This window comes from Flavobacterium sp. YO12, from assembly GCF_004119495.1.
Taxonomy (GTDB): domain Bacteria; phylum Bacteroidota; class Bacteroidia; order Flavobacteriales; family Flavobacteriaceae; genus Flavobacterium.
In genome coordinates this window covers 1-24,983 of sequence record NZ_NRQU01000055.1, presented here as the reverse complement: position 1 = coordinate 24,983, position 24,983 = coordinate 1, and the positions used below count along the sequence as shown (strand labels likewise).

Below are 24,983 nucleotides of genomic sequence, written 5' to 3'. Positions count from 1 at the left end.
AAAAAATATGCTGATAGAAACATTAAAATCACTATTTAATAGGGATTTGAACAAATTAAAAGTCGAAATAGAATCGTACCAAAATGAAAATCAGCTTTGGGCAATCGACAAAAATATTTCAAACTCTGGTGGAAATCTTTGTCTTCATTTAATTGGCAATATCAACACCTATATTGGTGCCGAAATAGGAAAAACAGGATATGTTAGAAATCGTCCATTAGAATTTTCTCTAAAAGATATTCCTAAATCAGAATTAATTGGCAAAATAGAGGAAACCATTATAGTGGTAAACAACACTCTTGATCTTTTATCCGAAGAAGATTTAAACGCCATTTATCCGCAGATCGTTTTTGAAAAACAAATGACTACAGGATTCTTTTTCGTTCATCTTTCTACGCATTTAGCTTATCATCTTGGACAAATTAATTATCATCGAAGATTATTGGATTTATAATTGCCGATTTTAGAGTATAGATTTTAGATTGTCCTAAAATCTTTTGCAAAAAAACTAAAATCTAAAATCAGAAATCTAAAATTGTAAACAGTACCTTTGCGTCACATTCAAAAAAAATAACATGTCATCACACCATATAGTTCGCGACGATCAGGAACCCGCTTTAATAATTGCAAACGGCGCCGCCTGCAATCCTGAATTATTAGGTCAATTATTAGAATGGTCTCCGCTTGTTATTGTATTAGATTCAGCCATTGAACGCGTTATAGATTTAGGCATTAAAATCGATGTGCTTTTAGGTGATTTTGATCGTGGTTTTGATCCCGAAATATATAAAACTTCACAATATCCTATCGAAATCGTTCACACTCCAGATCAAAATAAAACCGATTTAGAAAAAGCTTTTGATTATTTAATAGAAAGAAAAATTCCTGCCGTAAATGTAGTTTGGGCTACTGGAAGACGTGCAGATCATACCATTACCAATCTTACCAATATTGTTCGTTACCGCAATTTACTTAAAATTGTGATTCTCGACGATCATTCAAAAATATTCTTGCTACCAACAAAATTTGAAAAATGGTACACCGCTAAAACACCAATTTCGTTAATTCCAATTGGCGTTGTAAACGGAATTTCTTCTAAAAATCTAAAATACGAATTACAAGACGATACACTTACAATGGGTTACAGAACCGGAAGCAGTAATTCTGTAGAACAAGACGGAATTGTAACCATTACACATCGTGAAGGTGATTTGCTTTTAATGGAATGTTTTGATTAGAAACATTTGAAAATAAAAAACCCTGGAGGGATGCAATGTTTATAGATCAAAATCTCTTGTTCTAATTAAAGCTCCAGCGGGGTGACACACAAAACCTATGTCGCTCCGCTGGAGCTTTTGTTTTAATTATAAATTAATTGGCTATAAATATTACGCTCCTCTAGAGCTCTCTTTAAAGGAAGGAATACCTATCTTTGCACAGAAATCAATAAAAATGAAAGCAGAAAACAATTCTCAAAAAGACAATTTACATCCTAGAAATATTCATCGCTCACGTTATGATTTTGAATTGCTTGTTTCAAATTGTCCTGAATTAAAAGCTTTTATTTCTACTAATAAATATGGTATTGAAACCATTGATTTCAGTAACCCGCTTGCTGTAAAAACGCTAAATAAAGCTTTACTTCAAACCTATTACGACATTAAAAACTGGGATATTCCTAAAAATTATCTTTGCCCTCCTATTCCAGGCAGAGCCGATTATATTCATTATATAGCCGATTTATTGGCAGAAACGAATAATGGTCAAATTCCCGAAGGTAATTCTGTCATGGGACTAGATATCGGAACAGGCGCAAATTTAATCTATCCGATATTAGGGAATTCGATTTACAATTGGAGTTTTGTCGCAACAGATATTTATAAAACTTCAATTGAAAACTGCAGTAAAATTATCGAAGCAAACCCCAAATTAATTGACACAATAAGTTTACAGCAGCAGACAGAATCTCGATTTATCTTTAAAAACATCATCATTCCTGAAGATCGTTTTACATTTACTATGTGTAATCCGCCTTTTCACGCATCGGCAGAAGAAGCGAATAAAAGCACTTCTAGAAAAGTATCCAATTTAAATCCGAAGGAAAAGAAAACTACAAATCCTGTTTTAAATTTTGGAGGTCAAAATGCTGAATTATGGTGCAATGGCGGCGAAATTGGTTTTGTAACTCAAATGATTTACGAAAGTGTAAAATATGCTTCGCAAGTTTTATGGTTCACAACATTAGTTTCTAAAAAAGAAAATCTATCCTCCATTTACAAAACCCTGAAAAAAGTAAATGCCGTTTCTGTAAAAACTATCGAAATGTCGCAAGGGCAAAAAAACAGTCGAATTGTGGCTTGGAGTTTTTTAAGTAAACCAGAACAGCAAAAGTGGACGCTTTAAAATATTGATTTTCAACTTCAAAACCTTGATTTTATAATTTGCTTTTGGTAAGTTTACTATAAACTATTCAATATCAAAATCATGGCAGATTATATTGGTTACCTAGCATCATTTTTTATTGTAGGAGGTTTTTTACTGAAAGACCTCAAAAAAATACGTTTAATTAATTTTTTCGGGTGTATGTGTTTTGTGATATACGGCATCTTTTTAAAAGATTACAGAGACGTTAGTCAATGGCTTCTGCCTGTTATTATTCCTAACGGAATCTTAGCATTGGTACAAGTCTATCACTTAACTGTGCAAAAAAACGAACCTTAGAATTATGATATTTTAAAACAAAATTCTGATACAAAAACGCTTTTCTAGAATTGTATCTTTAGCTAAATTGAATTTTATTGCAATGCAAAAATTACACTTCAGATTAGTCCTAATATTATTAGTAATCACAAGTTGCTCATCCATTAAAGAAGCAAAATTTAATGATTATATATTCGAAACCAAAAGCGAAAAAAAGATATATTTAAGTGCGTACGACAAAGCATTAAAACTTTGGAATATTCCGTATACAGAAGAAAATGTAAAAACAAGCTTTGGAACGGCGCACGTGATTATTGCGGGACCAAAAAACGGAAAAAGCTTGGTTTTACTTCACGGAATGGATGCAACCTCAACCATGTGGTATCCTAACATTAAAGCTTTAGCAAAAAATCATAGAATTTATGCGATCGATTTTTTGATGGAACCCGGAAAATCAACTTTAACAGCAAAACCGCTTTCCTCAAAAGAAATTGTGATTTGGTACAATGAAATTTTCAGTTTCTATAAATTAAAACAATTCGATATTATTGGAGCATCAAGAGGCGGCTGGATCGCCGCATTATTAGCTTCTGAAAAAACAAATTCTATTGATAAAATAGTTCTACTAAGTCCTGCACAGACTTTTAAATTCATAGATAAAGTCAGAAAAACAAGTTCCGCATTGCTGTTGAAGCTTTTCCCAAGTGAAAAAAAATTCAATAAAACCCTAGAAACATTCTCAACGCATCCCGAAAACATAAACCCGATTTACAAAAGGCAATTTTATTTGGCAAACAAATATGCAAAATCAAATTCCAGCATGCTTAAAATGCGCCCGTTTTCAGATGAAGAATTACAATCAATTACAAATCCAGTATTAGTATTAATTGGAGATCATGACGTTATCAACTCTGAAGAAAGTCTGACAAGAGCACAAAAATTTTTAATAAACTGCAAAACTCAAACTATTAAAGATGCGGGGCATTTTTTAACTATTGACCAAGCAAAAATTACAAATGACGCAGTCATTAATTTTTTAGAATAGAATTCAAACTTTGTATCTTTACAAAACTAATCTTCAGTCATAAAAAATGAATTTCCAAGTAACTTCAGAATATAGTCCAAAAGGAGATCAACCTCAAGCAATTCAAAAATTGTCGCAAGGTATAGTCGACGGCGAAAAATATCAAACTTTATTAGGAGTTACAGGATCTGGTAAAACATTTACAGTAGCCAATGTTATTCAAGAAGTACAGCGCCCAACGCTGGTTTTAGCACATAATAAAACTTTGGCGGCACAATTGTATTCAGAGTTCAAGCAATTTTTTCCAAATAATGCGGTTGAGTATTTCGTTTCTTATTACGACTATTATCAGCCTGAAGCTTTTATGCCTGTTACAGGAGTTTTTATTGAGAAAGATTTATCTATCAATGAAGAACTGGAAAAAATGCGTTTAAGCACTACTTCTTCTTTACTTTCAGGAAGACGCGACGTTTTAGTTGTTGCTTCAGTTTCCTGCTTGTATGGTATAGGAAATCCTGTAGAATTTCAAAAAAACGTAATCGAAATAACTCGAGATCAAGTTATTTCAAGAACTAAATTACTGCATAGTCTTGTACAAAGTTTATACGCTAGAACTGAAGCCGATTTTAATCCAGGGACTTTTAGAATTAAAGGAGATACTGTTGAAGTTTATCCCAGCTATGCAGATGATGCATATCGAATTCACTTTTTTGGAGATGAGATTGAAGAAATCGAAGCTTTTGATCCTAAAACCTCACAGGTTATTGAAAAATTTAAAAGATTAACGATCTATCCAGCCAATATGTTTGTGACTTCTCCAGAAGTTTTACAAGGCACACTCTGGGAAATTCAACAAGATTTAGTAAAACAAGTTGATTATTTCAAAGAAATAGGCAAACATTTAGAAGCCAAACGTCTTGAAGAACGAACCAATTTTGATTTAGAAATGATTCGCGAATTGGGATATTGTTCTGGAATTGAAAATTACTCGCGTTATCTTGACGGACGTGAAGCCGGAACAAGACCTTTCTGTTTACTAGACTATTTTCCAAGTGATTATTTAATGGTTGTTGATGAAAGCCACGTAACAGTTTCGCAAGTTCACGCCATGTACGGAGGTGACCGCAGCCGAAAAGAAAATTTGGTTGAATATGGTTTTAGACTTCCTGCCGCAATGGACAACAGACCTTTGAAGTTTGAAGAATTTGAAGCTATGCAGAATCAGGTTATTTACGTTTCGGCAACACCTGCAGATTATGAATTGCAAAAGTCTGACGGAATTTATGTAGAACAGATTATTCGTCCGACAGGATTATTAGATCCAATTATTGAAGTAAGACCAAGTTTAAATCAGATTGATGATTTGATCGAAGAAATACAAGTTCGATGTGAACTTGACGAAAGAGTTCTGGTAACTACCTTGACGAAAAGAATGGCCGAAGAATTAGCTAAATACTTAACTAAAGTAAACATTCGATGCCGTTACATTCACTCTGATGTTGATACTTTAGAACGAATCGAAATCATGCAAGATTTACGAAAAGGTATTTTTGATGTCTTAATTGGAGTTAACCTGCTTCGTGAAGGTTTAGATTTACCAGAAGTTTCTCTTGTTGCCATTCTTGATGCTGATAAAGAAGGTTTTTTACGTAACCATAGATCTTTAACACAAACTATTGGTCGTGCAGCGAGAAACTTAAATGGAAAAGCGATTATGTATGCTGATAAAATTACGGCAAGCATGCAAAGAACAATAGACGAAACTAATTATCGAAGAACTAAACAGATTAACTACAATACTGAGCACGGTATTACACCTCAGGCATTAAACAAAAAAATAGACAGCGCTTTTACAAAAAATCCTTTGGTAGAATACGAATTAGGACATACTTTACCTGCTGCCGCTGAACCTGAAACAGCTTATTTATCTAAATCTGAGTTAGAAAAAATGATTCGAGAAAAAAGAAAATCAATGGAAAAAGCCGCTAAAGAGTTAGACTTTATGCAAGCTGCCAAACTGCGTGACGATATTAAAAAACTACAAGATCAATTAGCTTAAAAAACCCAACAAGCTAATTATCAATTATTTAAAATATTTTCATACATTTACTCGTCCATAATCTATCTGGAATTTTTTCTTACTTCAAAACTAGATAAATTATGAACACTAAATTTATTCTTACTACTGCAGCACTTTGCGGCTCAGTAGTATCAAATTTCGGGCAGATTAAACCACAGCCCGCCCCAGAAAAAATCGTCGTAGATGAATATTTCGGAGAAAAGATAGAAGATCCTTATCGCTATCTTGAAAATCTAAATGATCCCAATGTGGTTACTTGGATGAAAGCTAATGCTGATTATGCACGAGCAAAGCTAAATGAAGTTCCAGAACGTCAAAATCTCTTTAAAAAACTAAAAGAGCTTGATGCAAGAAAAGAAAGTACTATCTCTGATTTACAAATTACAGAGAACGACCATTATTTCTATCTAAAACGAAATGCCAACGAGGAAAATGGCAAACTATATCAGAGAATTGGCTACAAAGGAACTGAAAAACTACTTTTTGATCCAGAAACTTACAAAAAAACAGCAGGAGTAAATTACAATATAAGCTCTATAACGCCAAATGAAAAAGGAGATAAAGTAGCTGTAGAAATTGCTCCAAGCGGTTCTGAAAGTGCAGAATTACTTATTGTAAGCAGTGACGGAAAAGTTTACCCCGAAGTATTCGACAGATGTTGGTTCAGTACTCCTTCTTGGATGCCTGACGGGAATTCATTTACATACGGAAGATTAAACTCTGCAAATGTTACCGATCCAAACCGATTATTAAACTCTAAAGTATATTATCATAAATTAGGCGAAGACCCAAGTAAAGATGTAGAATTTTTGTCGAGTGCAACTAATCCTGAACTTAATATAGGAGCTGAAGAATTTCCTTTGAATCTCTACCACAAAAATTCAAATAAAAATTATGGCTTGGTTGTTACGGTAGACAATCGAATTAAATTGTACGATACTGATTTAAAAGACAATTTCAAACCCACAAAATGGACCAATTTAGTTGACAAAAAAGATGAAGTAACGAATTACAATGTTGATAAAGAGTTTATTTATTACTTGACTTATAAAAACGCTTCTAATTACAAAATAATAAAAGTTCCCATCTCAGATCCAAACATCGAAAAAGCAGAAACAGTTGTTCCTGAGCCCAAAAATGGAAATATTACCAATTTTACACTTACAAAAGATGGTTTATATTATTCCCTTACTGAAAACGGCGTTCAGGCAAAAGTATTTTTCTTAGCAAAAGGAAAAAAGGAACCTATCGAATTAAAATTGCCTTTTCAAGCAGGCTCAGCTTCATTTTTAACTGTAAATGAAAATAAAAGTGATATTTGGATTACGCTGTCAGGCTGGACTTCTCCCTCAAAACGTTATTTGTATAATCCATCATCAAATACATTTACTTTTCAGCCCATGTCAAAACCTATTGAATATCCTGAATTCAAAGATATAGTCTCTAAAGAAATCATGGTTCCCTCCCATGATGGCACTTTAGTTCCTGTTTCAATCATTTATAATAAAAACACAAAACTAAATGGAGATAATCCAGTTTTAATGGTAGGATATGGTGCTTACGGAATCTCTATGGAACCTCGATTTAGCGCTGGTTTTGCATTGCCTTATTGTACTTATGGAGGCATTTATGTTGTTGCTCATGTTAGAGGCGGCGGAGAATTAGGAGAAGCTTGGCATAAAGCAGGTTTTAAAACTACTAAACCTAATACATGGAAAGATTTTATTGCGGTTACTGAATATTTAATTAAAGAAAAATATTCTTCGCCTAAAAGAATCGCTATTTGGAGCGCAAGTGCAGGCGGTATTTTAATTGGAAGAGCAATTACAGAACGACCTGATTTGTTTGCCGCTGCCATTCCCGAAGTAGGCGCATTTAATACAATTCGCTCAGAATTATCTCCAAATGGTCCGGGTAATATTCCTGAATTTGGAACAGTAAAAGACAAAACAGAATTTAAAGCGCTGCTAGAAATGGATTCGTTTCATCATATTAAAAAAGGAACTGCATATCCAGCAACATTAATAACGGCAGGAATGAATGATCCGCGTGTAATTGCATGGGAACCGGCAAAATTTGCAGCTTCACTTCAAAATGCAAATACGTCCAGCAATCCTATACTTTTTTTAACGGACTTTGAATCTGGTCACGGAATGGGCGACAGTGCAACAAAGAGCATAGAAAAAAATGTGATTTAATCAGTTTTGCATACACTCATACCGGGCATCCCAAATTTCAGCCTTCAAAAAAAATAAAACCGTAATAAAACAAAAATTTAAAACCGTACATTTTATTCCTTTTTCTTGACCTAATTGTGTTGTTCCTGAAATACTTTGAGCAGCACTTTTGGGTCAATTAAAGCATTTGGTGCTTTTTCCATAAGATCCAAAACACGTTTTACTGCAGTCGGATTTAATCCCATTTCAATAGCAATCTGCTGAATTGCTTTTGCTTCTTTTTCATGCAAAATACCGTCACAGTGCATAATCAGGGCCAATCTGTAAAATTGTTGAATACGCTGAAATTCAGATTTAATTACTTTAGCAGTATATTCTTGATGAAATAAATCTTGAAAAAGAGCACGATCAATATTCAGTTCTTGCGCAACCAGCCATAAAAATTCCAGCTCGCGTTTATGCAATTGACCATCAACTGTAGAGAAAGCAATCATTTCTAAAAGTAAACTTCTCTTTTCTTCTTCGGTATTCATCAAATTTGTTATTTTTAGCTAAAATATTATATTTAAATCTAAAACACAAAAGAACTGATGCTTAGAGGAGTTTTCTTTTTTATTTTTCTCTGTTTTGCAATTGGAAATGCTCAAGAAAGCACCGCTTCAAAAAATGTATCAATTTTTACAATTGAAGCTCCTCAACTCAAAACCACCAAAAAAATCTGGATTTATTTACCCGAAGGTTATTCGGCTTCAGCCAAAAAATACAGCGTTATCTATATGCACGATGCTCAAAATTTATTTGATGCCAAAACTTCATATTCTGGCGAATGGAATGTCGATGAAAAATTAGACAGCCTTAAAGCTCCCGTAATTGTAGTTGGTATTGAACATGGAAATGAAAAACGCATTGATGAATTAACACCCTATAAAAATGAAAAATACGGCGGCGGAATGGCCGACGATTACCTTGATTTTATTGTAAAAACTTTAAAACCTTATATTGATAAACATTATAGAACTAAAACCAAAGCAAAAAACACTACTATAATGGGAAGCTCACTTGGTGGTTTAGTTTCTTATTATGCTATTCTTAAATATCCAGAAGTTTTTGGCAAGGCGGGTATTTTTTCCCCATCATTTTGGTTTTCAAATGATATTTATACTTTAACGGAACAGGCTCCAAAAAATAAAACGAAAATTTATTTTCTCTGCGGAGATAAAGAAAGTGACGATATGGTAAGCGATTTAAATAAAATGGAACGTTTATTAGACAAAAACCGATGCTATTGCCTGCATCTTACTAAAACAAAGATTGTAAAAGGCGGCGAACACAACGAAAAACTATGGAGAGACGGCTTTACAAAAGCGGTTCTTTGGCTTGGTTATTGAGCAAAATACAGACAAAAAAACAGCATAAATATGAAACTAATTTTAAAAGAATATAACTTAAAGCTAAAACATACTTTTACTATTTCGAGAGAATCAATTGATTTTCAGCCTTCATTAATCGTCGAGCTGCAAAGCGATGGTTTTTCAGGTTTTGGAGAAGCTACTTCAAACCCATATTACAAAACCACAGTTCCAATGATGATGGAAGATTTAGAAAAAATCAGAACCATTATCGAAAGTACTGAAAATGAAACTCCCGAAGTGTTTTGGTCAAAAATTCATCCGTATTTAAAAGACGATATGTTTGCGCTTTGCGCTTTAGACTTGGCTTATAATGATTTGTATGCACGCAAAAAAGGCAAAAAATTATATGAGTTATGGAACTACACGACCGAAAGAAATCCAATGACAGATTATACAATCGGGATTGCTTCTATTGAAAAAATGGTTTCAAAAATGCAGGAACTTCCGTGGCCGATCTATAAAATTAAATTGGGAACTAAAGAAGACATTGCAATTATAAAAGAACTTAGAAAACATACAAATGCTGTTTTTAGAATTGATGCAAATTGCGGATGGGGAGTCGAAGAAACGATCAACAATGCTATAGAACTAAAAAAACTAGGTGTAGAATTTTTAGAACAGCCTATGAAAGCAGATAATTGGGAAGCGCATAGAGAAGTTTTCAAGCATTCTGTTTTACCTATTATTGCTGACGAAAGTTGTATTATTGAAGAAGATGTTGCTAAATGTTTTAATCATTTTCACGGTGTAAATGTAAAATTGGTAAAATGCGGCGGATTAACTCCTGGAAAACGCATGATTGAAGAAGCTAAAAAACTAGGATTGCGAACAATGGTAGGCTGCATGACGGAGTCGACAGTGGGTATTTCTGCAATCGCTCATTTATTGCCTCAGCTTGATTATGTTGATATGGATGGCGCACTGCTTTTAGCGGAAGATATTGCAACTGGTGTAACTATAAAAGATGGTGTTGTAAGCTATTCTAATCTAAACGGAACTGGAGTTACATTGCTATAAAAAATGAAAGTCGAAAAATTTCCTGATCGAGTTATTGAGATTGACCAAGAACAGTTTTTGTATTTTGGCGGAACTGCTTATTTGGGACTTCCAACCAATAAAGCTTTTCAGAATCTGGTCGTTAAAAACATTTTAAACTGGGGAACTACTTACGGCAGTTCGAGAACTGCTAACATCAAATTAAGAGCTTACGATGAAGGCGAAACCTTTTTAGCTTCTCATATTGGTTCAGAAAGTGCTGTTACCGTTTCATCAGGAATGCTGGCGGGAAAATTGGTTATAGATTTAATAAAGAAACAAACTGACTGTTTTTTTCATTTGAATGATACGCATAATGCAATCCAGATTGAAAACAGCCTTCCTTTATTTGAAAATGAGCAATTAAACGAACGTTTATTGGATTCAAAATGGGAGAAAATAGCCATTCTTACTGATGGTGTTCCCTCTTTTGAAACAAAACCTGTTGATTTATCTTTCTTAAAGAAAATTCCACATCATAAAGAAATTACATTGCTTATCGATGAATCTCATTCTTTTGGAATTTTAGGCAAAAACGGCTGTGGCATTTATTCCTCAATTCAATATCCTGTTAAAAGGAAAATAATAGTTTCGTCTTTAGGAAAAGCATTTGGATTAACTGGCGGTGTTATTGCATCTGATTTTGAGTTTATCACTAAAATAAAGGAATTAGAAACATTTACCAGCGCAGCAGGAATGAACCCTGCTTTTGTGCAAACACTTTCAGATGCGGCAGAAATCTACACTTTGCAGCACAAAAAACTCTTAGACAATTTAGAATATATCGATTCGATTTTAATCAAAAATAACAATCTTAAATTTGATAAAAGCTACCCTTTGATTTATCTTTTATCAAATGAAATGGTAGAAAAATTAGGCCAAGAAAAAATCATCATTGCTAGTTTTAAATATACTAAAGATGCTGAACCGTTAAATCGCATAGTAATTACCGCAAACCATTTAAAAGAAGATTTGGATAAGTTAGTTCAGGTCTTAAATCATAAATAAAAAAGTTCGCCGCGAATTACACAAATTTTTACGAATTAAAATTTTAAATAAATTAGTGGAAATTTGTGTAATTCGAGGCGAAAAAAAATACTCTAAATCTTTGCTTTTAAAACGTACCTTTGTAAAAAATAAACGATGACAAATAACGATATACTTAAAAAACTTCGCGTGGCTTTAATGCTCCGTGATGACCAAATAGTTGAAATTTTAGAATTAGTAGATTTTAGAATTACAAAATCAGAATTAGGTGCTTTTTTTAGAGCCGAAGATCATCCAAACTATATGGAATGCGGCGATCAGGTTTTGCGTAATTTCTTAAACGGATTGGTAATTCATTTGAGAGGAACTAAAGAAAATCCGAAAAACCCAACAGATGTTTTGGCAAAACATAAATCTGAAATTCCAAAGAAAGAAACTTCCAAAGAAAGACCAGAATTTAAAGCTTCTCCAAAAGATTCAGAAAAATATAGAGGTGATCAAAGTTCATCAAAGTCGGGTTCATCAGCTGGAAAACCAAAAAAGAAAGCATTTCCTAAAGGAAATGGAAAACCATCTGTTGTAGAAAAAGTGGTTTTCAAAAACGGCAATAAGAAAAAATCGTAATTGAGGATTTAACTGCAATCCCGATAGCTATCGGGAGCTAAGGTTCTTACTTAAAAGATTAAATATAAACGCAAAGTTCGCAAAGTTATATAGATAAAGCTTTGCGAACTTTGCGTTTGTATTCTCAATCCTAAATAAAAAATCTTGCGTGCTTTGCGATTAAAAATCTATATCTTATTCTCTTCTATTTTATCAAAAAAAGCATCTTTAAAAGTTGCACCGATTGGGAGCTCTTTCCCATTTATAAAAACAGAGAAATTATCTGTTGACTCAATATGTTTTAAAGAAATCACATGCGATTTATGAATCTGAATAAAATCATTATCTGGAAGTGATTCTATTACATTTTTTAATGACGAATGCGTAATAATCTGCTGTTTTGAAGTATGTATACAAACATAATTCTGCAGACTTTCTACATACAAAATATCATTTAAAAAAATCTTCTGGAATTTATTCTTTCCATCTGTTTTGATGAATAGAAAATCAGGAGTGTTATTTTGACTTGAAACAATCGTTTTGGATTCCGAATTCAGCTTTGAAACTGCTTGATAAAAACGTTCAAACGAAATGGGTTTTAATAAATAATCAACTGCATTCAATTCAAAACCTTCTAATGCAAAATCAGGATATGCTGTTGTAAAAATAACTTTTATATCTTTTGAAATAATTCTAGAAATTTGTAAACCTGTTAATTGCGGCATTTGAATATCTAAAAAAATAACATCAACTGCTTGTGTATTTAAAAATTCCAAAGCTTTTAATGAATCATTAAAAACTCCCGTTTTTTCAAGAAAATTAACTTTAGCAATATAATTCTCCAGAATACGAGTTGCCGGCGGTTCATCGTCAACAATAATACATTTAAAAGCCATAAATTATTTTTTTAGTGGTATTTTTAAGTAGGTTTTAAAGGTATTATTTTCTTCGGTTTTTTCAAGTACAAATTTACCTTTATACATATACTCTAACCTTTTAGTTAAGTTATCAAACCCAATTCCAGTCGAAGAATAATTCTCGCCTTCAACAATATAATTAAATGTTGAAATCTCTAAAAAATCCTCTTTTATTTTAATCAAAATAACTGCTTTTTCCTGTTCGCTATTAAATTTTCCGTGCTTAAAAACATTCTCCACAAAATGAATTAATGCTGATGAAAGAATTCTTTCATTCGAATAACTTCCTTCAATAGAAAAATCCAGATACAATTGATCTTCAAATCGTTTTTTCTGTAAATGAATATAGTTTTGAATAAATTGAATTTCTTTTGAAAGTACCGCCTCATCTTTATCAGTTTCAGTAATAACATAGCGAAGCAAATCGGAAAGCACCAAAACATCTGAAGCCATTTCATCATCTTTTAAAACCAACTGGCTGTAAAAAGAATTCAGAGTATTAAACAAAAAATGCGGGCTCACCTGAGCTTTCAACATTTGAAATTGAGCTTTTTTATTCTCTAAAAGCAATTCTTGATTTTGCTGCTGTGCACTCTGAAACTGCCAAAACAAATAACTCAAAGCACTAAAAATAACAGCAGGTAATCCAAAAAAGAAATTATCACGAATATAAAAACTCCATTCTAAATCGCCAACATGATAATTATGCACTCCAATAATATTAAACATAATTACTTCTTGAAAAATATATCTGACTCCAGCAAAAAGGGTTAACGAAAATGGAATGCTTAAAAAATAAAAATGCATTTTCTTTTTATTCAAAAACCAGTCACAAACCGTATAAAAATTGACTATGTAAACTACAAAAACAGAAAGAAAAAAAGTCGATGTAATCCAGAAGTAAAGCTTGGTTCGCTCTACCATTATTATTTTATTATTAATTCCATAATCCCAAAGACAGTAGGTTAAAAACAATCCCAGAAAAAGAATAATATGGTAGTAAAAAGGTATTTTAAGTTTCATAAATATCGGTTATAAGTTCAAAAATACAATTATGGCTTTAAATGTAAATGCTATTTATATGAAACCACGTTTTTTTAATGACGAACCATGAAAAATAGTATACCAACATTTTGAAAACAGAATATCGACAGTTGGTCAAGTAAAACTAAGTGTTCATCAAAACCGAAAAAAAAGCTTGGAATCTGCCCATACATTTGCAATGAATTTAAACACAAAATCATCATGCAAAAAATCATCTTATTACTAGCTCTTATTACATTTAACCTATCATCTGCTCAAACAAAAAAGAAGCAAATCCTGTTAATTGGAACTTTTCATTTTGCAAATCCAGGAAATGATGTTGCCAAAATAAAAACTTTTAATGTTATGTCTGAAAAAAGCCAAAAAGAGCTTGAAACCATGAGTGACAAAATCAAGAAATTTGGCCCAGACAAAATTTTTGTTGAATGGAAATTCACCAAACAAGCCGAATTAGATAAGTTTTACAATAAAAACACTGATAGTCTTTTCAAAAAAGATGCAAACGAAATTACGCAATTGGCACTTCGCACTGCTAAAAAACTAAATCACAAAAAATTATACGCAATTGATTATCGCACTCCTTTTCCTTACGATAGTTTAATGATGAGTATGGAAAAAGCGGATCAAAAGGATTTGATGGAGAAGACTAAAAACATGATGGCACAATATCAGAAAGAACAAAATGAGAGAATTTCAAAAAGCACTTTAACAGAACTTATGCTTTATTTCAATGAAAAAGAAACGGACAAAGATAACTTACAATGGTACTTAGAAGTAGCAAACAGAACTGGAAAACCAGATGATTTTACAGGTGCTTCCTTAGTGACAAATTGGTACAAACGAAACTTATATATGTATTCTTTAATCCAAAAGCTAACTGAAAGCAAAGATGATAAAATAATGGTTTTAGTTGGCGGCGGCCATGCTGCGATGTTCAGACAGCTTATTGAAAACGATCCAACATTTGAACTTGTAGACTTATCAACTGTTTTGAAATAAACTGAGTGATTTAACCACAAAGCACGCAAAGATTTTTTAAATATAATACTCTTCATAAACGCAAAGTTCGCAAAGGTTATCTCCATATAGCTTTGCGAACTTTGCGTTTGTATTCACAATCCTTAGCAAAAAAACTTTGCGTGCTTTGCGGTTAAATAAAAAAATCCACTCCGAAGTGGAATGGATTTTCTATATAATTTGATTTCTTATTTAATTAAGAAAGAGCAGCTTTAACTTGGTCAGCAGCTTCTTGGAATTGAACTGCAGATAAGATTGGCATACCAGAGTTGTCAATTAATTCTTTTGCAATTTCAGCATTTGTTCCTTGCAAACGAACAATGATTGGCACATTGATAGCGTCACCCATGTTTTTGTAAGCATCAACAACACCTTGAGCAACACGGTCACAACGAACGATACCTCCGAAGATGTTAATCAAAATAGCTTTTACGTTTGGATCTTTCAAGATAATTCTGAAAGCAGTTTCAACACGTTTAGCATCAGCAGTTCCTCCAACGTCAAGGAAGTTAGCAGGCTCAAAACCAGCGTATTTAATTAAATCCATAGTTGCCATTGCAAGACCAGCTCCGTTTACCATACATCCTACAGTACCGTCAAGGTCAACATAGTTTAGACCAACTTCTTTAGCTTCAACTTCGATTGGATTCTCCTCACGGATATCTCTCATTTCAGCATATTTAGGTTGTCTGTATAAAGCGTTATCGTCGATGTTAACTTTAGCATCAACAGCTAAAATTTTGTTATCAGATGTTTTTAAAACTGGGTTGATTTCAAACATAGAAGCATCAGAACCAATGTAAGCATTGTAAAGTGCATCGATGAATTTAACCATTTCTTTGAAAGCATTTCCAGAAAGACCTAAATTGAAGGCAATTCTTCTTGCTTGGAAACCTTGTAATCCAACAGATGGATCGATTTCTTCCGTAAAAATTAAGTGTGGTGTGTGCTCAGCAACTTCTTCAATATCCATTCCACCTTCAGTAGAATACATAATCATGTTACGACCTGTACCTCTATTCAATAAAACAGAAACATAAAATTCAGAAGTTTCGCTTTCACCTGGATAGTAAACATCTTCAGCAACTAAAACTTTGTTTACTTTTTTACCTTCAGCAGATGTCTGAGGTGTAATTAATTGCATTCCGATGATTTGTCCAGCGATTTCTTCAACTTGTTGCAAGTTTTTAGCCAACTTAACTCCACCACCTTTTCCACGACCACCTGCGTGAATTTGTGCTTTAATAACATGCCATCCTGTACCAGTTTCGGCAGTTAATTGTTTTGCAGCAGCTACAGCTTCAACCGCATTGTTAGCCACAATTCCGCGTTGAATGCGTACTCCGTAACTTGCTAAAATTTCTTTTCCTTGATATTCGTGTATGTTCATAATATAGAATTTGTCTGGTTCTGAATTTATTTCAGAATAAAAGTGCGACAAAAGTAGCAAAATTCAACTTAATAGTAAAATCTTTTTCAATTAAAAAACACCTCAAATAGGTATTATAGGATTATTCTTTTTCAAAGCAAACAAATCGTTACCGAAACACTTTGTTAATGTTAACTTAAAATCACTATATCGTTTGAGATTTAACAAAAAATTCACCGAATTCAGTAGCTCAACGACGATTTTTCTAATATATTTTAAAGCGCATTGTCATTTTATCATTTCGCAATGGTCAATATAACATTATTATCAATTAAGAAGCGTTTTTCTATTATTACAACAAAAATGTAAGTCAATTTATTATTTCAATACATTATGTTTAACGAAATCTTTATTTTTGTAGAAAAAATATCAAGAATGAAAGTTAAAGAACAAGGGCTTTATTTGCCTGAATTTGAACACGACAATTGTGGTGCAGGATTTATTTGTAATTTGAATGGTATTAAATCAAACGATATTATTCACAAAGCATTAGACATCTTAATTAAATTGGAACATCGTGGTGCCGTTAGTTCTGATGGAAGAACTGGAGACGGAGCGGGGATTTTGTTTGATATCCCTCATGATTTTTTTAAGAAAGTTTGTGACTTTGAAATCCCAGAAGCGCGTGAGTATGCAGTAGGAATGGTTTTTTTACCAAAAAGCAAAAACCAAGTTTCTTTTTGTATTAATGCATTTGAGGCAACTATTAAAGACCAAAACTTAAAAGTTTTAGGTTGGAGAGATGTGCCAGTTGACGTTGAAAATTTAGGGCAGATCGCCGCAGAAAAAGAACCAACAGTTAAGCAAGTTTTCGTTTCAAAAAACGGTCAAGATTTAACTGAACAAGAATTTAATGCAAAACTTTTTGCAGCTAGAAAAATTGCTGAACATGCCGTAAGAGGATCTAAAACCTCTGAAAGTCATATGTTTTATTTTACTAGTTTATCGACAACTACTATAATATATAAAGGTCTATTGATGCCGGAAGACATCAGCCGTTATTATATAGATTTGAAAGATCCAGACTTGGTGACGCGTTTAGCGCTTGTACACCAACGTTTCTCTACAAATACATTCCCATCTTGGGACTTAGCGCAGCCGTTTAGATACATGTGTCATAATGGTGAGATCAACACACTTCGTGGAAACGTAAGCCGTATGCGTGCTCGTGAAGAGCTTATGCAGAGCAAAGTTTTTGGCGATGATATCAAAAAATTATTCCCAATTATCTTAGAAGGAAAATCAGATTCTGCTTCTATGGATATGGTGGTTGAACTTTTGTTAATGACAGGCCGTTCTCTTCCAGAGGCAATGATGATGGTTGTTCCTGAAGCTTGGGAAAAACACCAAACAATGTCTCCAGAAAAAAGAGCTTTCTATGAATACAACGCTTGTATCATGGAACCTTGGGATGGTCCAGCTTCTATTCCGTTTACAGATGGAAACGTAATTGGAGCTTTATTAGACAGAAACGGATTGCGCCCTTCTCGTTATACATTAACACACAGTGGTTTCGTAATCATGTCATCAGAAATTGGTGTACTAGATATCGATCCAGAAGATGTAATTCAACACGGACGTCTTGAACCAGGAAAAATGTTCTTGGTTGATATGAACGAAGGTCGTATTATTGAAGACGAAGAAGTAAAAAAATCAATCGTTACAAAACGTCCTTACCAAGAATGGTTAGATGCTAACTTATTGCCTCTTGCTAAAGTTCCTTATACCAACAACCCTACTCCTGTTGAAAAACTAGATTTTTTAACAAGACAGCGTTTATTTGGTTACACCATTGAAGATTTAAAAACAATCATCAACCCAATGGGAGGTCAAGGAGCTGAAGCAATCAGTTCTATGGGTAACGATACACCATTGGCAGTATTATCAGACCAGCCTCAATTGTTATACAACTATTTCAAACAATTGTTTGCACAGGTTACTAACCCACCTTTGGATGGTATTCGTGAAGAAATTATTACCGATATTAGTTTAGCGATTGGCGGTGATTTCAATATTTTTGAAATCGAGTCAAAACAATGTAAAAAACTAAAAATTCAAAATCCTGTTATTTCTAATGAGGATTTAGATAAAATCAGAAACATTGACCACGCAGATTTCAAATCAGCAACAATTTCTACTTTATACAAAATAGAAAAAGGAGTAAATGGTTTAGAACGTGCTCTTGAAAAATGTGTTCAAGCAACTTTTAAAGCTGTTTCTGAAGGATGCAACATTATCATTCTTTCTGATAGAGGTGTTAGCGAAGAATTAGCTCCAATTCCAATGTTATTGGCTTGTTCTTACATTCACCACTCTTTAAACATTTTACAAGTTCGTTCAAAATTCGGAATCATAATCGAATCTGCTGAACCTCGTGAACCTCATCATTTTGCTTTATTATTCGGATACGGTGCAAGTGCAATCAATCCGTACATGGTAAACGAAATCATTTACGATCAAGTTGCGCAAGGTTTCATTACTGGAGTAAAAGCTGATTATGCGGTTGTAAATTACAACAAAGCAATTGCGAAAGGAATCGTTAAAATCATGAACAAAATTGGTATCTCTACTTTACATTCATACAGAGCTGCCCAAATTTTCGAGATTTTAGGTTTAAACAAAACATTTACTTCAAAATACTTCCCTTACACTCCATCTAGAATTGAAGGAATCGGTTTAATGGAAGTTGAAAAAGAGGTTAAAAAACGTTTCCAAAAAGCTTTCCCAAATTCAAAAGTGGCAAGCTTGCTTTCTCTTGAAATTGGAGGTATTTACAGATGGAGACGTGGTGGTGAAAAACACATGTTTAACCCAACCACTATTTCTAAATTACAACAAGCGGTTCGTTTAAACAGCCCTGAAAGTTATAAAGAATACTCAAATGCCGTTAATGAGCAAAGCTCAAACTTAATGACCATTAGAGGTTTATTTGAATTCAACAACTTAGATCCAATTTCTATTGATGAAGTAGAACCTTGGACAGAAATTGTGAAGAAATTCAAAACGGGTGCAATGTCTTACGGATCTATTTCTAGAGAAGCACACGAGAATTTAGCGATTGCTATGAACAGAATTGGCGGAAAAAGTAACTCTGGAGAAGGTGGAGAAGATCCTAAACGTTTCCAGAAAGAAATTAACGGAGATTCTAGAAATAGTGCTATCAAACAAGTTGCTTCAGGACGTTTTGGTGTTTCAATCAACTATTTGACAAACGCTAAAGAAATCCAGATTAAAATGGCTCAAGGAGCAAAACCTGGTGAAGGTGGACAGTTACCTGGAGAAAAAGTTGTGCCATGGATTGCTGAAACTAGAAACTCTACACCATATGTAGGTTTGATTTCGCCTCCTCCTCACCACGATATTTATTCAATTGAGGATTTATCTCAATTAATTTACGATTTGAAAAATGCAAACCGTGAAGCTCGTGTAAACGTAAAATTAGTTTCTGAAGTTGGAGTTGGAACCATCGCTGCCGGTGTTGCCAAAGCAAAAGCTGACGTTATCTTAATTTCAGGTTATGACGGAGGAACGGGAGCTGCTCCATTAACCTCTTTACAGCACACAGGTATTCCGTGGGAACTTGGTTTAGCTGAAGCGCAACAGACTTTGATCTTAAATGATTTAAGAAGCCGTGTAGTTCTTGAATGTGACGGACAGTTAAAAACAGGTCGTGACGTGGCGATAGCAGCTTTATTAGGAGCTGAAGAATTTGGTTTTGCGACTGCACCGCTTGTAGCTTCTGGATGTATCATGATGAGGGCTTGTCACTTAAATACTTGTCCAGTTGGTATTGCAACTCAGGATCCTGAATTGAGAAAAAATTTCAAAGGAACTCCAGAGCACGTAATCAACTTCATGTATTTTATTGCTGAGGAGTTAAGAGAAATCATGGCACAATTAGGTTTCAGAACTTTAAAAGAAATGGTAGGTCAGTCACAAAAATTAAATGTGAACAAAGCCATCAAACATTATAAAGCAAATGGTTTAGACTTGTCTACCATTCTATACAAACCGGAAAAAGCAAAAACAGTTCCAAATCACAATACTACGGAACAAGATCACCAACTTGAAAATGTATTGGATTTTGACATCATCAAAGAAGCAATTCCGTCTATCTATAGAAAAGAGAAAACAAGAGTAACTTTTAAAATTAAAAATACAGACCGTTCTGTAGGTGCGATTTTGAGTAACGAAATCTCAAAAATTTATGGCGCACAAGGATTACCTGATGATACTATTTTAGTTGATTTTGAAGGTTCTGCCGGACAAAGTTTTGGTGCTTTTGCAACAAACGGATTGTCGTTTAAAATTCACGGAAACTGTAATGATTATTTAGGAAAAGGTCTTTCTGGAGGAAAACTAATTGTAAAAGTCCCTCCTACTGCAACTTTTAAACCAGAAGATAATATCATTATAGGAAACGTTGCCCTTTACGGAGCTATTACCGGAGAGGCTTATATTAATGGAATTGCTGGAGAGCGTTTCTGTGTAAGAAATTCTGGAGCAACAGCAGTTGTAGAAGGAATTGGAGATCACGGATGCGAGTACATGACTGGTGGTACAGTAGTAGTTTTAGGAAAAACAGGAAGAAACTTCGCAGCTGGTATGAGCGGTGGTGTAGCTTATGTTTACGATCCAAATAAGAAATTCGATTCTACAGTTTGTAACATGGAAATGGTTGCATTCGATCCGTTGGAAGAAGAGGACGTTACGAAACTAAGAAAACTGATCAAAAATCATTCATTGTACACCAGCAGTCCATTAGCAAAAAGAATTTTAGCAGACTGGGAAAACCAACAACAGCACTTCGTAAAAGTAATGCCGACAGATTACAAAAAAGCATTAAAACGAATTGCAGAAGAAAAACAAATAGAAGAATTAATAGCTGGATAAATGATTTTAGATTTTAGAGTTCAGATTTTAGATTAAAACTTAACCGCAAAGCTTTGCGAACTTAAAACACTCAAAAAAGCAAAAAGAGACCTTGCGTTCTTTGCGGTTAAAAAAATTAGAACTTTAGAATTTATCATTTACATTTAATTAAAATGTCATGGGTAAAATAGGCGGATTTAAAGAATATAACAGAGCCGACGAAAGTAATTTAGCTGTAGCTGAACGTGTTTCTAACTACAACGAATTCACTATTCCGTTAGCAAAAGATAAAGTAAAAGAACAAGGTTCAAGATGTATGGATTGTGGTATTCCTTTTTGCCACAGTGGTTGTCCGTTAGGAAATTTAATTCCTGACTTCAACGATATGGTACATCAGGAAGAATGGCAAAGTGCATTAGAGATTTTACAATCGACTAATAACTTTCCAGAATTCACAGGACGTCTATGCCCTGCTCCGTGCGAAAAAGCATGTGTATTAGGAATCATAAAAGATCCTGTATCAATTGAAAACATTGAGAAAAACATTGTTGAAATTGGTTTTGCAGAAGGCTGGATCAAACCACAAACTCCAAAAACAAGAACAGGAAAAACAGTTGCTGTTATTGGTTCAGGACCCGCAGGTCTTGCGGCAGCGCAGCAATTAAACAGAGCAGGACACACCGTTACAGTTTTTGAAAGAGACAATGCAATTGGAGGTTTATTACGTTACGGAATTCCAAATTTCAAATTAGAAAAAGGAATTATCGACAGACGTGTAGCGATCCTTGAAGCAGAAGGAATAACTTTCAAAACTGATGTAAATGTTGGTGTAAATTTCAGTGTTGAAGAATTAAACGCATTCGATTCTATCGTTTTATGCGGAGGAGCAACTGAAAGAAGAAGCTTACCAACTAAAGGAATCGAAAGCAAAGGTGTTGTTCAGGCAATGGATTTCTTAACACAACAAACTAAAGTTTTATTTGGAGAATCAATTCCAGATCAGGTTAAAGCAACTGGTAAAGATGTAATCGTTATTGGTGGTGGAGATACTGGTTCTGACTGTATTGGAACTTCAAACAGACACGGAGCAAAATCGGTAACTAACTTTGAGATTTTGCCAAAACCTCCAGTTGGAAGAAGCGAATCAACTCCTTGGCCTTTCTGGCCGTTGCAGTTAAAAACATCTTCTTCTCACGAAGAAGGTTGCGACAGAAACTGGTTGATCAATACAAAAGAATTCATTTCTAACGACAAAGGCGAATTAACTGGATTAAAAACAGTTGAAGTGCAATGGAAAATGACTCCAGGTCAACGTCCTGAATTAATTGAAAAAGAAGGTTCTGAGAAAATCTGGCCTTGTGATTTAGCTTTATTAGCTTTAGGATTTACAGGTCCAGAGAAAACATTAAGCGAGCAATTAGGCATCGAAACTGATTTTAGAAGCAATTACAAAGCGCATAACTATCAGACAAACGTTCCTCACATTTTCACTGCTGGTGATATGAGAAGAGGACAATCATTAATCGTGTGGGCTATTTCAGAAGGTCGCGAAGCAGCAAGAGAGGTAGATTTGTTCCTTATGGGCTCTACTAACTTGCCTACTAAAGGAAAAGGAGATTTACCGAGCTTATAATTTTTAAGGTTCTGAGATGCTAAGGTTCTAAGATACTAAGTTTTTTTTCCTTGCATTTTATTTAATCTTTTCCGATAAACAACATAACTACTAACAAACCCTTGAATTTATATTCAGGGGTTTTATTTTTTTAGCCACAGATTAAATGGATTTTTTTTGCCACAAATTACACCGATTTTCACTAATTTTTATTTTGTGGCCGATTTCTATTTCAAATATAGCCCGTAGTTTCAACCACGGGGACACAATATATGATTACGTCCAATCCGCAACGTTTTCCATGATTGAAACCGCGGAAGTATAATATGTAATACACCCAATCCGTAACGTTTCCCGTGGTTGAAACCACGGGCTATGTTTTAGTATTTTGCGAAAAATCAACAATTAAAAATTCGCGATAATCCGTGTAATTTGTGGCGAAAAAACTTAGTATCTTAGCATCTAAGAACCTAAGCATCTCAGAAAAGGTTACAAAAACTCAAAATAAGCAACTTTTTGTTCAAAATTAAACAATTTGTTACAATTTGTTATTTTTCTACAATTTATTTGCTGGTAATCAAAAGTGTAATAACTTTGCCCAAAATGATTTAAAAATGCAAGCAAAAGATTTACTGCAGTTAGCAGACCAATTTGGAAGTCCATTGTATGTTTACGATGCCGAAAAAATCCAATCTCAGTACAACAGGTTAACTAAAGCTTTCTCTAAGGTAGAAAACTTAAGAGTTAATTATGCCATGAAGGCATTGTCAAACGTTGCGATTCTTCAGTTATTAAAGAACATGGGGTCTGGCTTAGATACTGTATCAATTCAGGAAGTTCAGTTAGGACTTCATGCTGGCTATGAACCCGAAAAGATTTTCTTTACACCAAACGGCGTTTCTCTTGAAGAAATCGAAGAAGTTGCTGCAATGGGTGTACAAATCAATATCGACAATTTATCTATTTTAGAGCAATTCGGTACAAAACATCCACATATTCCAGTATGTATTCGTATCAATCCACACGTAATGGCGGGCGGAAATGCAAATATTTCTGTTGGACATATCGATAGTAAATTCGGAATTTCTGTACACCAGATTCCGCATATCTTGCGAATTGTCGAAAACACAAAAATGCACATTGTGGGTATTCACATGCACACAGGATCTGATATTTTAGATATCGAAGTATTCTTATATGCTGCTGAAATCTTATTTGATACGGCTAAACATTTCAAAGAATTACAATTCTTAGATTTCGGAAGTGGATTCAAAGTTCCTTACAAAAAAGACGATATCGAAACAGACATCGAAGAATTAGGTAAAAAATTATCTAAAAGATTCAACGCTTTCTGTACAGAATACGGCAGAGATTTAACGTTGATTTTCGAACCAGGAAAATTTTTGGTGAGCGAAGCAGGTCATTTCTTAGTAAAAGTAAACGTAGTAAAACAAACAACATCAACAGTTTTTGCTGGAGTTGACAGTGGCTTCAACCACTTAATTCGCCCAATGTTGTACGGATCTTCACACCATATCGAAAACATCTCTAACCCAAAAGGAAAAGAGCGCTTTTACTCTGTTGTAGGATACATTTGCGAGACTGATACTTTTGCAAACAACCGTAGAATTCAGGAAATCACGGAAGGTGACATTTTATCTTTCAGAAATGCAGGAGCATATTGTTTCTCAATGTCTTCAAACTACAATTCAAGATACAAACCAGCCGAAGTTTTATGGATGAACGGACAAGGAATCTTGATTCGTCAAGCTGAAACATTTGAAGATTTACTTAAAAATCAAATTCCGTTGCCACAAGAAATTGCTGCAACAGTTTAAAATAAAAAAAGAGAATATCTATTGAATCCCGTTTCTTAATTGAGATGGGATTTTTTTGTTTTAGATAATAAAACTTTTTTTAATTATCTAAAATAATAAGCTATAAATAAACAAATCCTAAAGCTTTTCAAACCATTTATTCTTATTAAATTATTATTTTAGCTCTTAAAAAAAATACCAAATTTATGAGTGATATAGATAAAATTCATGGCTTTTTTAGACAACTTTTTTATGGC

At 33.8% G+C, this 24,983-nt stretch carries 19 protein-coding genes; 15 read left to right on the top strand and 4 right to left on the bottom strand.

The features are described 5' to 3' along the window. The first annotated feature begins 7 nt into the window (after nt 1-7). The 7 genes from BOW55_RS16030 (at nt 8) to BOW55_RS16000 (ending at nt 8,002) form a co-directional block, all read left to right on the top strand. On the top strand, nt 8-454 hold the full coding sequence (locus BOW55_RS16030) for a DinB family protein (protein ID WP_129024933.1): 447 nt from the start codon (nt 8-10) through the stop codon (nt 452-454). A gap of 121 nt (nt 455-575) precedes the next feature. Further along, entirely contained in the window at nt 576-1,238 is a 663-nt protein-coding gene (locus BOW55_RS16025) for a thiamine diphosphokinase (protein ID WP_129024932.1), read from the top strand. A 214-nt stretch (nt 1,239-1,452) separates the two neighbouring features. After that, nucleotides 1,453-2,403 carry a 23S rRNA (adenine(1618)-N(6))-methyltransferase RlmF gene (gene rlmF / locus BOW55_RS16020; protein WP_129024931.1) on the top strand — a complete coding sequence of 317 codons (951 nt, stop codon included), beginning with the start codon at nt 1,453-1,455 and terminating at the stop codon, nt 2,401-2,403. A gap of 81 nt (nt 2,404-2,484) precedes the next feature. Then, a complete protein-coding gene (locus tag BOW55_RS16015) occupies nt 2,485-2,721 on the top strand; it encodes a uroporphyrinogen decarboxylase (protein WP_089054635.1) in 237 nt (78 codons plus the stop codon). Between the two features lie 82 nt (nt 2,722-2,803). Continuing rightward, nucleotides 2,804-3,745 carry an alpha/beta fold hydrolase gene (locus BOW55_RS16010; RefSeq protein WP_129024930.1) on the top strand — a complete coding sequence of 314 codons (942 nt, stop codon included), beginning with the start codon at nt 2,804-2,806 and terminating at the stop codon, nt 3,743-3,745. 46 nt (nt 3,746-3,791) lie between these two features. Then, complete coding sequence (uvrB, locus tag BOW55_RS16005) at nt 3,792-5,783, top strand: excinuclease ABC subunit UvrB (RefSeq protein ID WP_129024929.1); 1,992 nt, start codon at nt 3,792-3,794, stop codon at nt 5,781-5,783. A 101-nt stretch (nt 5,784-5,884) separates the two neighbouring features. Beyond that, nucleotides 5,885-8,002 carry a prolyl oligopeptidase family serine peptidase gene (locus BOW55_RS16000; RefSeq protein ID WP_164975051.1) on the top strand — a complete coding sequence of 706 codons (2,118 nt, stop codon included), beginning with the start codon at nt 5,885-5,887 and terminating at the stop codon, nt 8,000-8,002. A gap of 110 nt (nt 8,003-8,112) precedes the next feature. On the opposite strand, the gene BOW55_RS15995 is transcribed toward BOW55_RS16000, so the two are convergent. Then, nucleotides 8,113-8,514: an excinuclease ABC subunit B gene (locus BOW55_RS15995; RefSeq protein ID WP_129024928.1), complete on the bottom strand. Its 402-nt coding sequence runs from the start codon at nt 8,512-8,514 to the stop codon at nt 8,113-8,115. 57 nt (nt 8,515-8,571) lie between these two features. Between BOW55_RS15995 and BOW55_RS15990 the strand changes: the two genes are divergently transcribed. From BOW55_RS15990 to BOW55_RS15975, 4 genes are all read left to right on the top strand, one after another. Beyond that, nucleotides 8,572-9,369 carry an alpha/beta hydrolase gene (locus tag BOW55_RS15990; RefSeq protein ID WP_129024927.1) on the top strand — a complete coding sequence of 266 codons (798 nt, stop codon included), beginning with the start codon at nt 8,572-8,574 and terminating at the stop codon, nt 9,367-9,369. Nucleotides 9,370-9,399: 30 nt separating this feature from the next. Further along, nucleotides 9,400-10,410 (top strand): dipeptide epimerase, encoded by a 1,011-nt coding sequence (locus tag BOW55_RS15985; RefSeq protein ID WP_129024926.1) that lies wholly within the window; start codon nt 9,400-9,402, stop codon nt 10,408-10,410. Between the two features lie 3 nt (nt 10,411-10,413). Then, nucleotides 10,414-11,436 (top strand): aminotransferase class I/II-fold pyridoxal phosphate-dependent enzyme, encoded by a 1,023-nt coding sequence (locus BOW55_RS15980; protein ID WP_129024925.1) that lies wholly within the window; start codon nt 10,414-10,416, stop codon nt 11,434-11,436. 135 nt (nt 11,437-11,571) lie between these two features. Further along, on the top strand, nt 11,572-12,039 hold the full coding sequence (locus BOW55_RS15975) for a DUF1456 family protein (protein WP_129024924.1): 468 nt from the start codon (nt 11,572-11,574) through the stop codon (nt 12,037-12,039). Between the two features lie 167 nt (nt 12,040-12,206). Here the strand turns inward: BOW55_RS15975 and BOW55_RS15970 are convergent, their stop codons facing one another. Together BOW55_RS15970 and BOW55_RS15965 are read right to left on the bottom strand one after the other, a co-directional pair. Beyond that, the gene (locus tag BOW55_RS15970) at nt 12,207-12,914 is read right to left on the bottom strand and encodes a LytTR family DNA-binding domain-containing protein (protein WP_129024923.1); all 708 of its coding nucleotides are present in this window, start codon (nt 12,912-12,914) and stop codon (nt 12,207-12,209) included. Nucleotides 12,915-12,917: 3 nt separating this feature from the next. Further along, nucleotides 12,918-13,958 carry a sensor histidine kinase gene (locus BOW55_RS15965; RefSeq protein ID WP_129024922.1) on the bottom strand — a complete coding sequence of 347 codons (1,041 nt, stop codon included), beginning with the start codon at nt 13,956-13,958 and terminating at the stop codon, nt 12,918-12,920. Between the two features lie 222 nt (nt 13,959-14,180). Here BOW55_RS15965 and BOW55_RS15960 point away from each other — a divergent pair, with 222 nt between their 5' ends. Further along, complete coding sequence (locus BOW55_RS15960; RefSeq protein WP_129024921.1) at nt 14,181-14,978, top strand: DUF5694 domain-containing protein; 798 nt, start codon at nt 14,181-14,183, stop codon at nt 14,976-14,978. Between the two features lie 214 nt (nt 14,979-15,192). On the opposite strand, the gene sucC is transcribed toward BOW55_RS15960, so the two are convergent. Then, nucleotides 15,193-16,386 carry an ADP-forming succinate--CoA ligase subunit beta gene (sucC, locus tag BOW55_RS15955; RefSeq protein WP_089054649.1) on the bottom strand — a complete coding sequence of 398 codons (1,194 nt, stop codon included), beginning with the start codon at nt 16,384-16,386 and terminating at the stop codon, nt 15,193-15,195. Between the two features lie 414 nt (nt 16,387-16,800). Here sucC and gltB point away from each other — a divergent pair, with 414 nt between their 5' ends. The 3 genes from gltB to lysA all read left to right on the top strand — a co-directional run bounded on the left by gltB (nt 16,801) and on the right by lysA (nt 24,747). Further along, nucleotides 16,801-21,318 carry a glutamate synthase large subunit gene (gltB, locus tag BOW55_RS15950; protein ID WP_129024920.1) on the top strand — a complete coding sequence of 1,506 codons (4,518 nt, stop codon included), beginning with the start codon at nt 16,801-16,803 and terminating at the stop codon, nt 21,316-21,318. A 157-nt stretch (nt 21,319-21,475) separates the two neighbouring features. After that, nucleotides 21,476-22,930, top strand: a complete 1,455-nt coding sequence (locus tag BOW55_RS15945) for a glutamate synthase subunit beta (protein ID WP_089057654.1) — start codon at nt 21,476-21,478, stop codon at nt 22,928-22,930. A 524-nt stretch (nt 22,931-23,454) separates the two neighbouring features. Then, on the top strand, nt 23,455-24,747 hold the full coding sequence (lysA, locus tag BOW55_RS15940; RefSeq protein ID WP_256371702.1) for a diaminopimelate decarboxylase: 1,293 nt from the start codon (nt 23,455-23,457) through the stop codon (nt 24,745-24,747). The last annotated feature ends 236 nt before the right edge of the window (nt 24,748-24,983 follow it).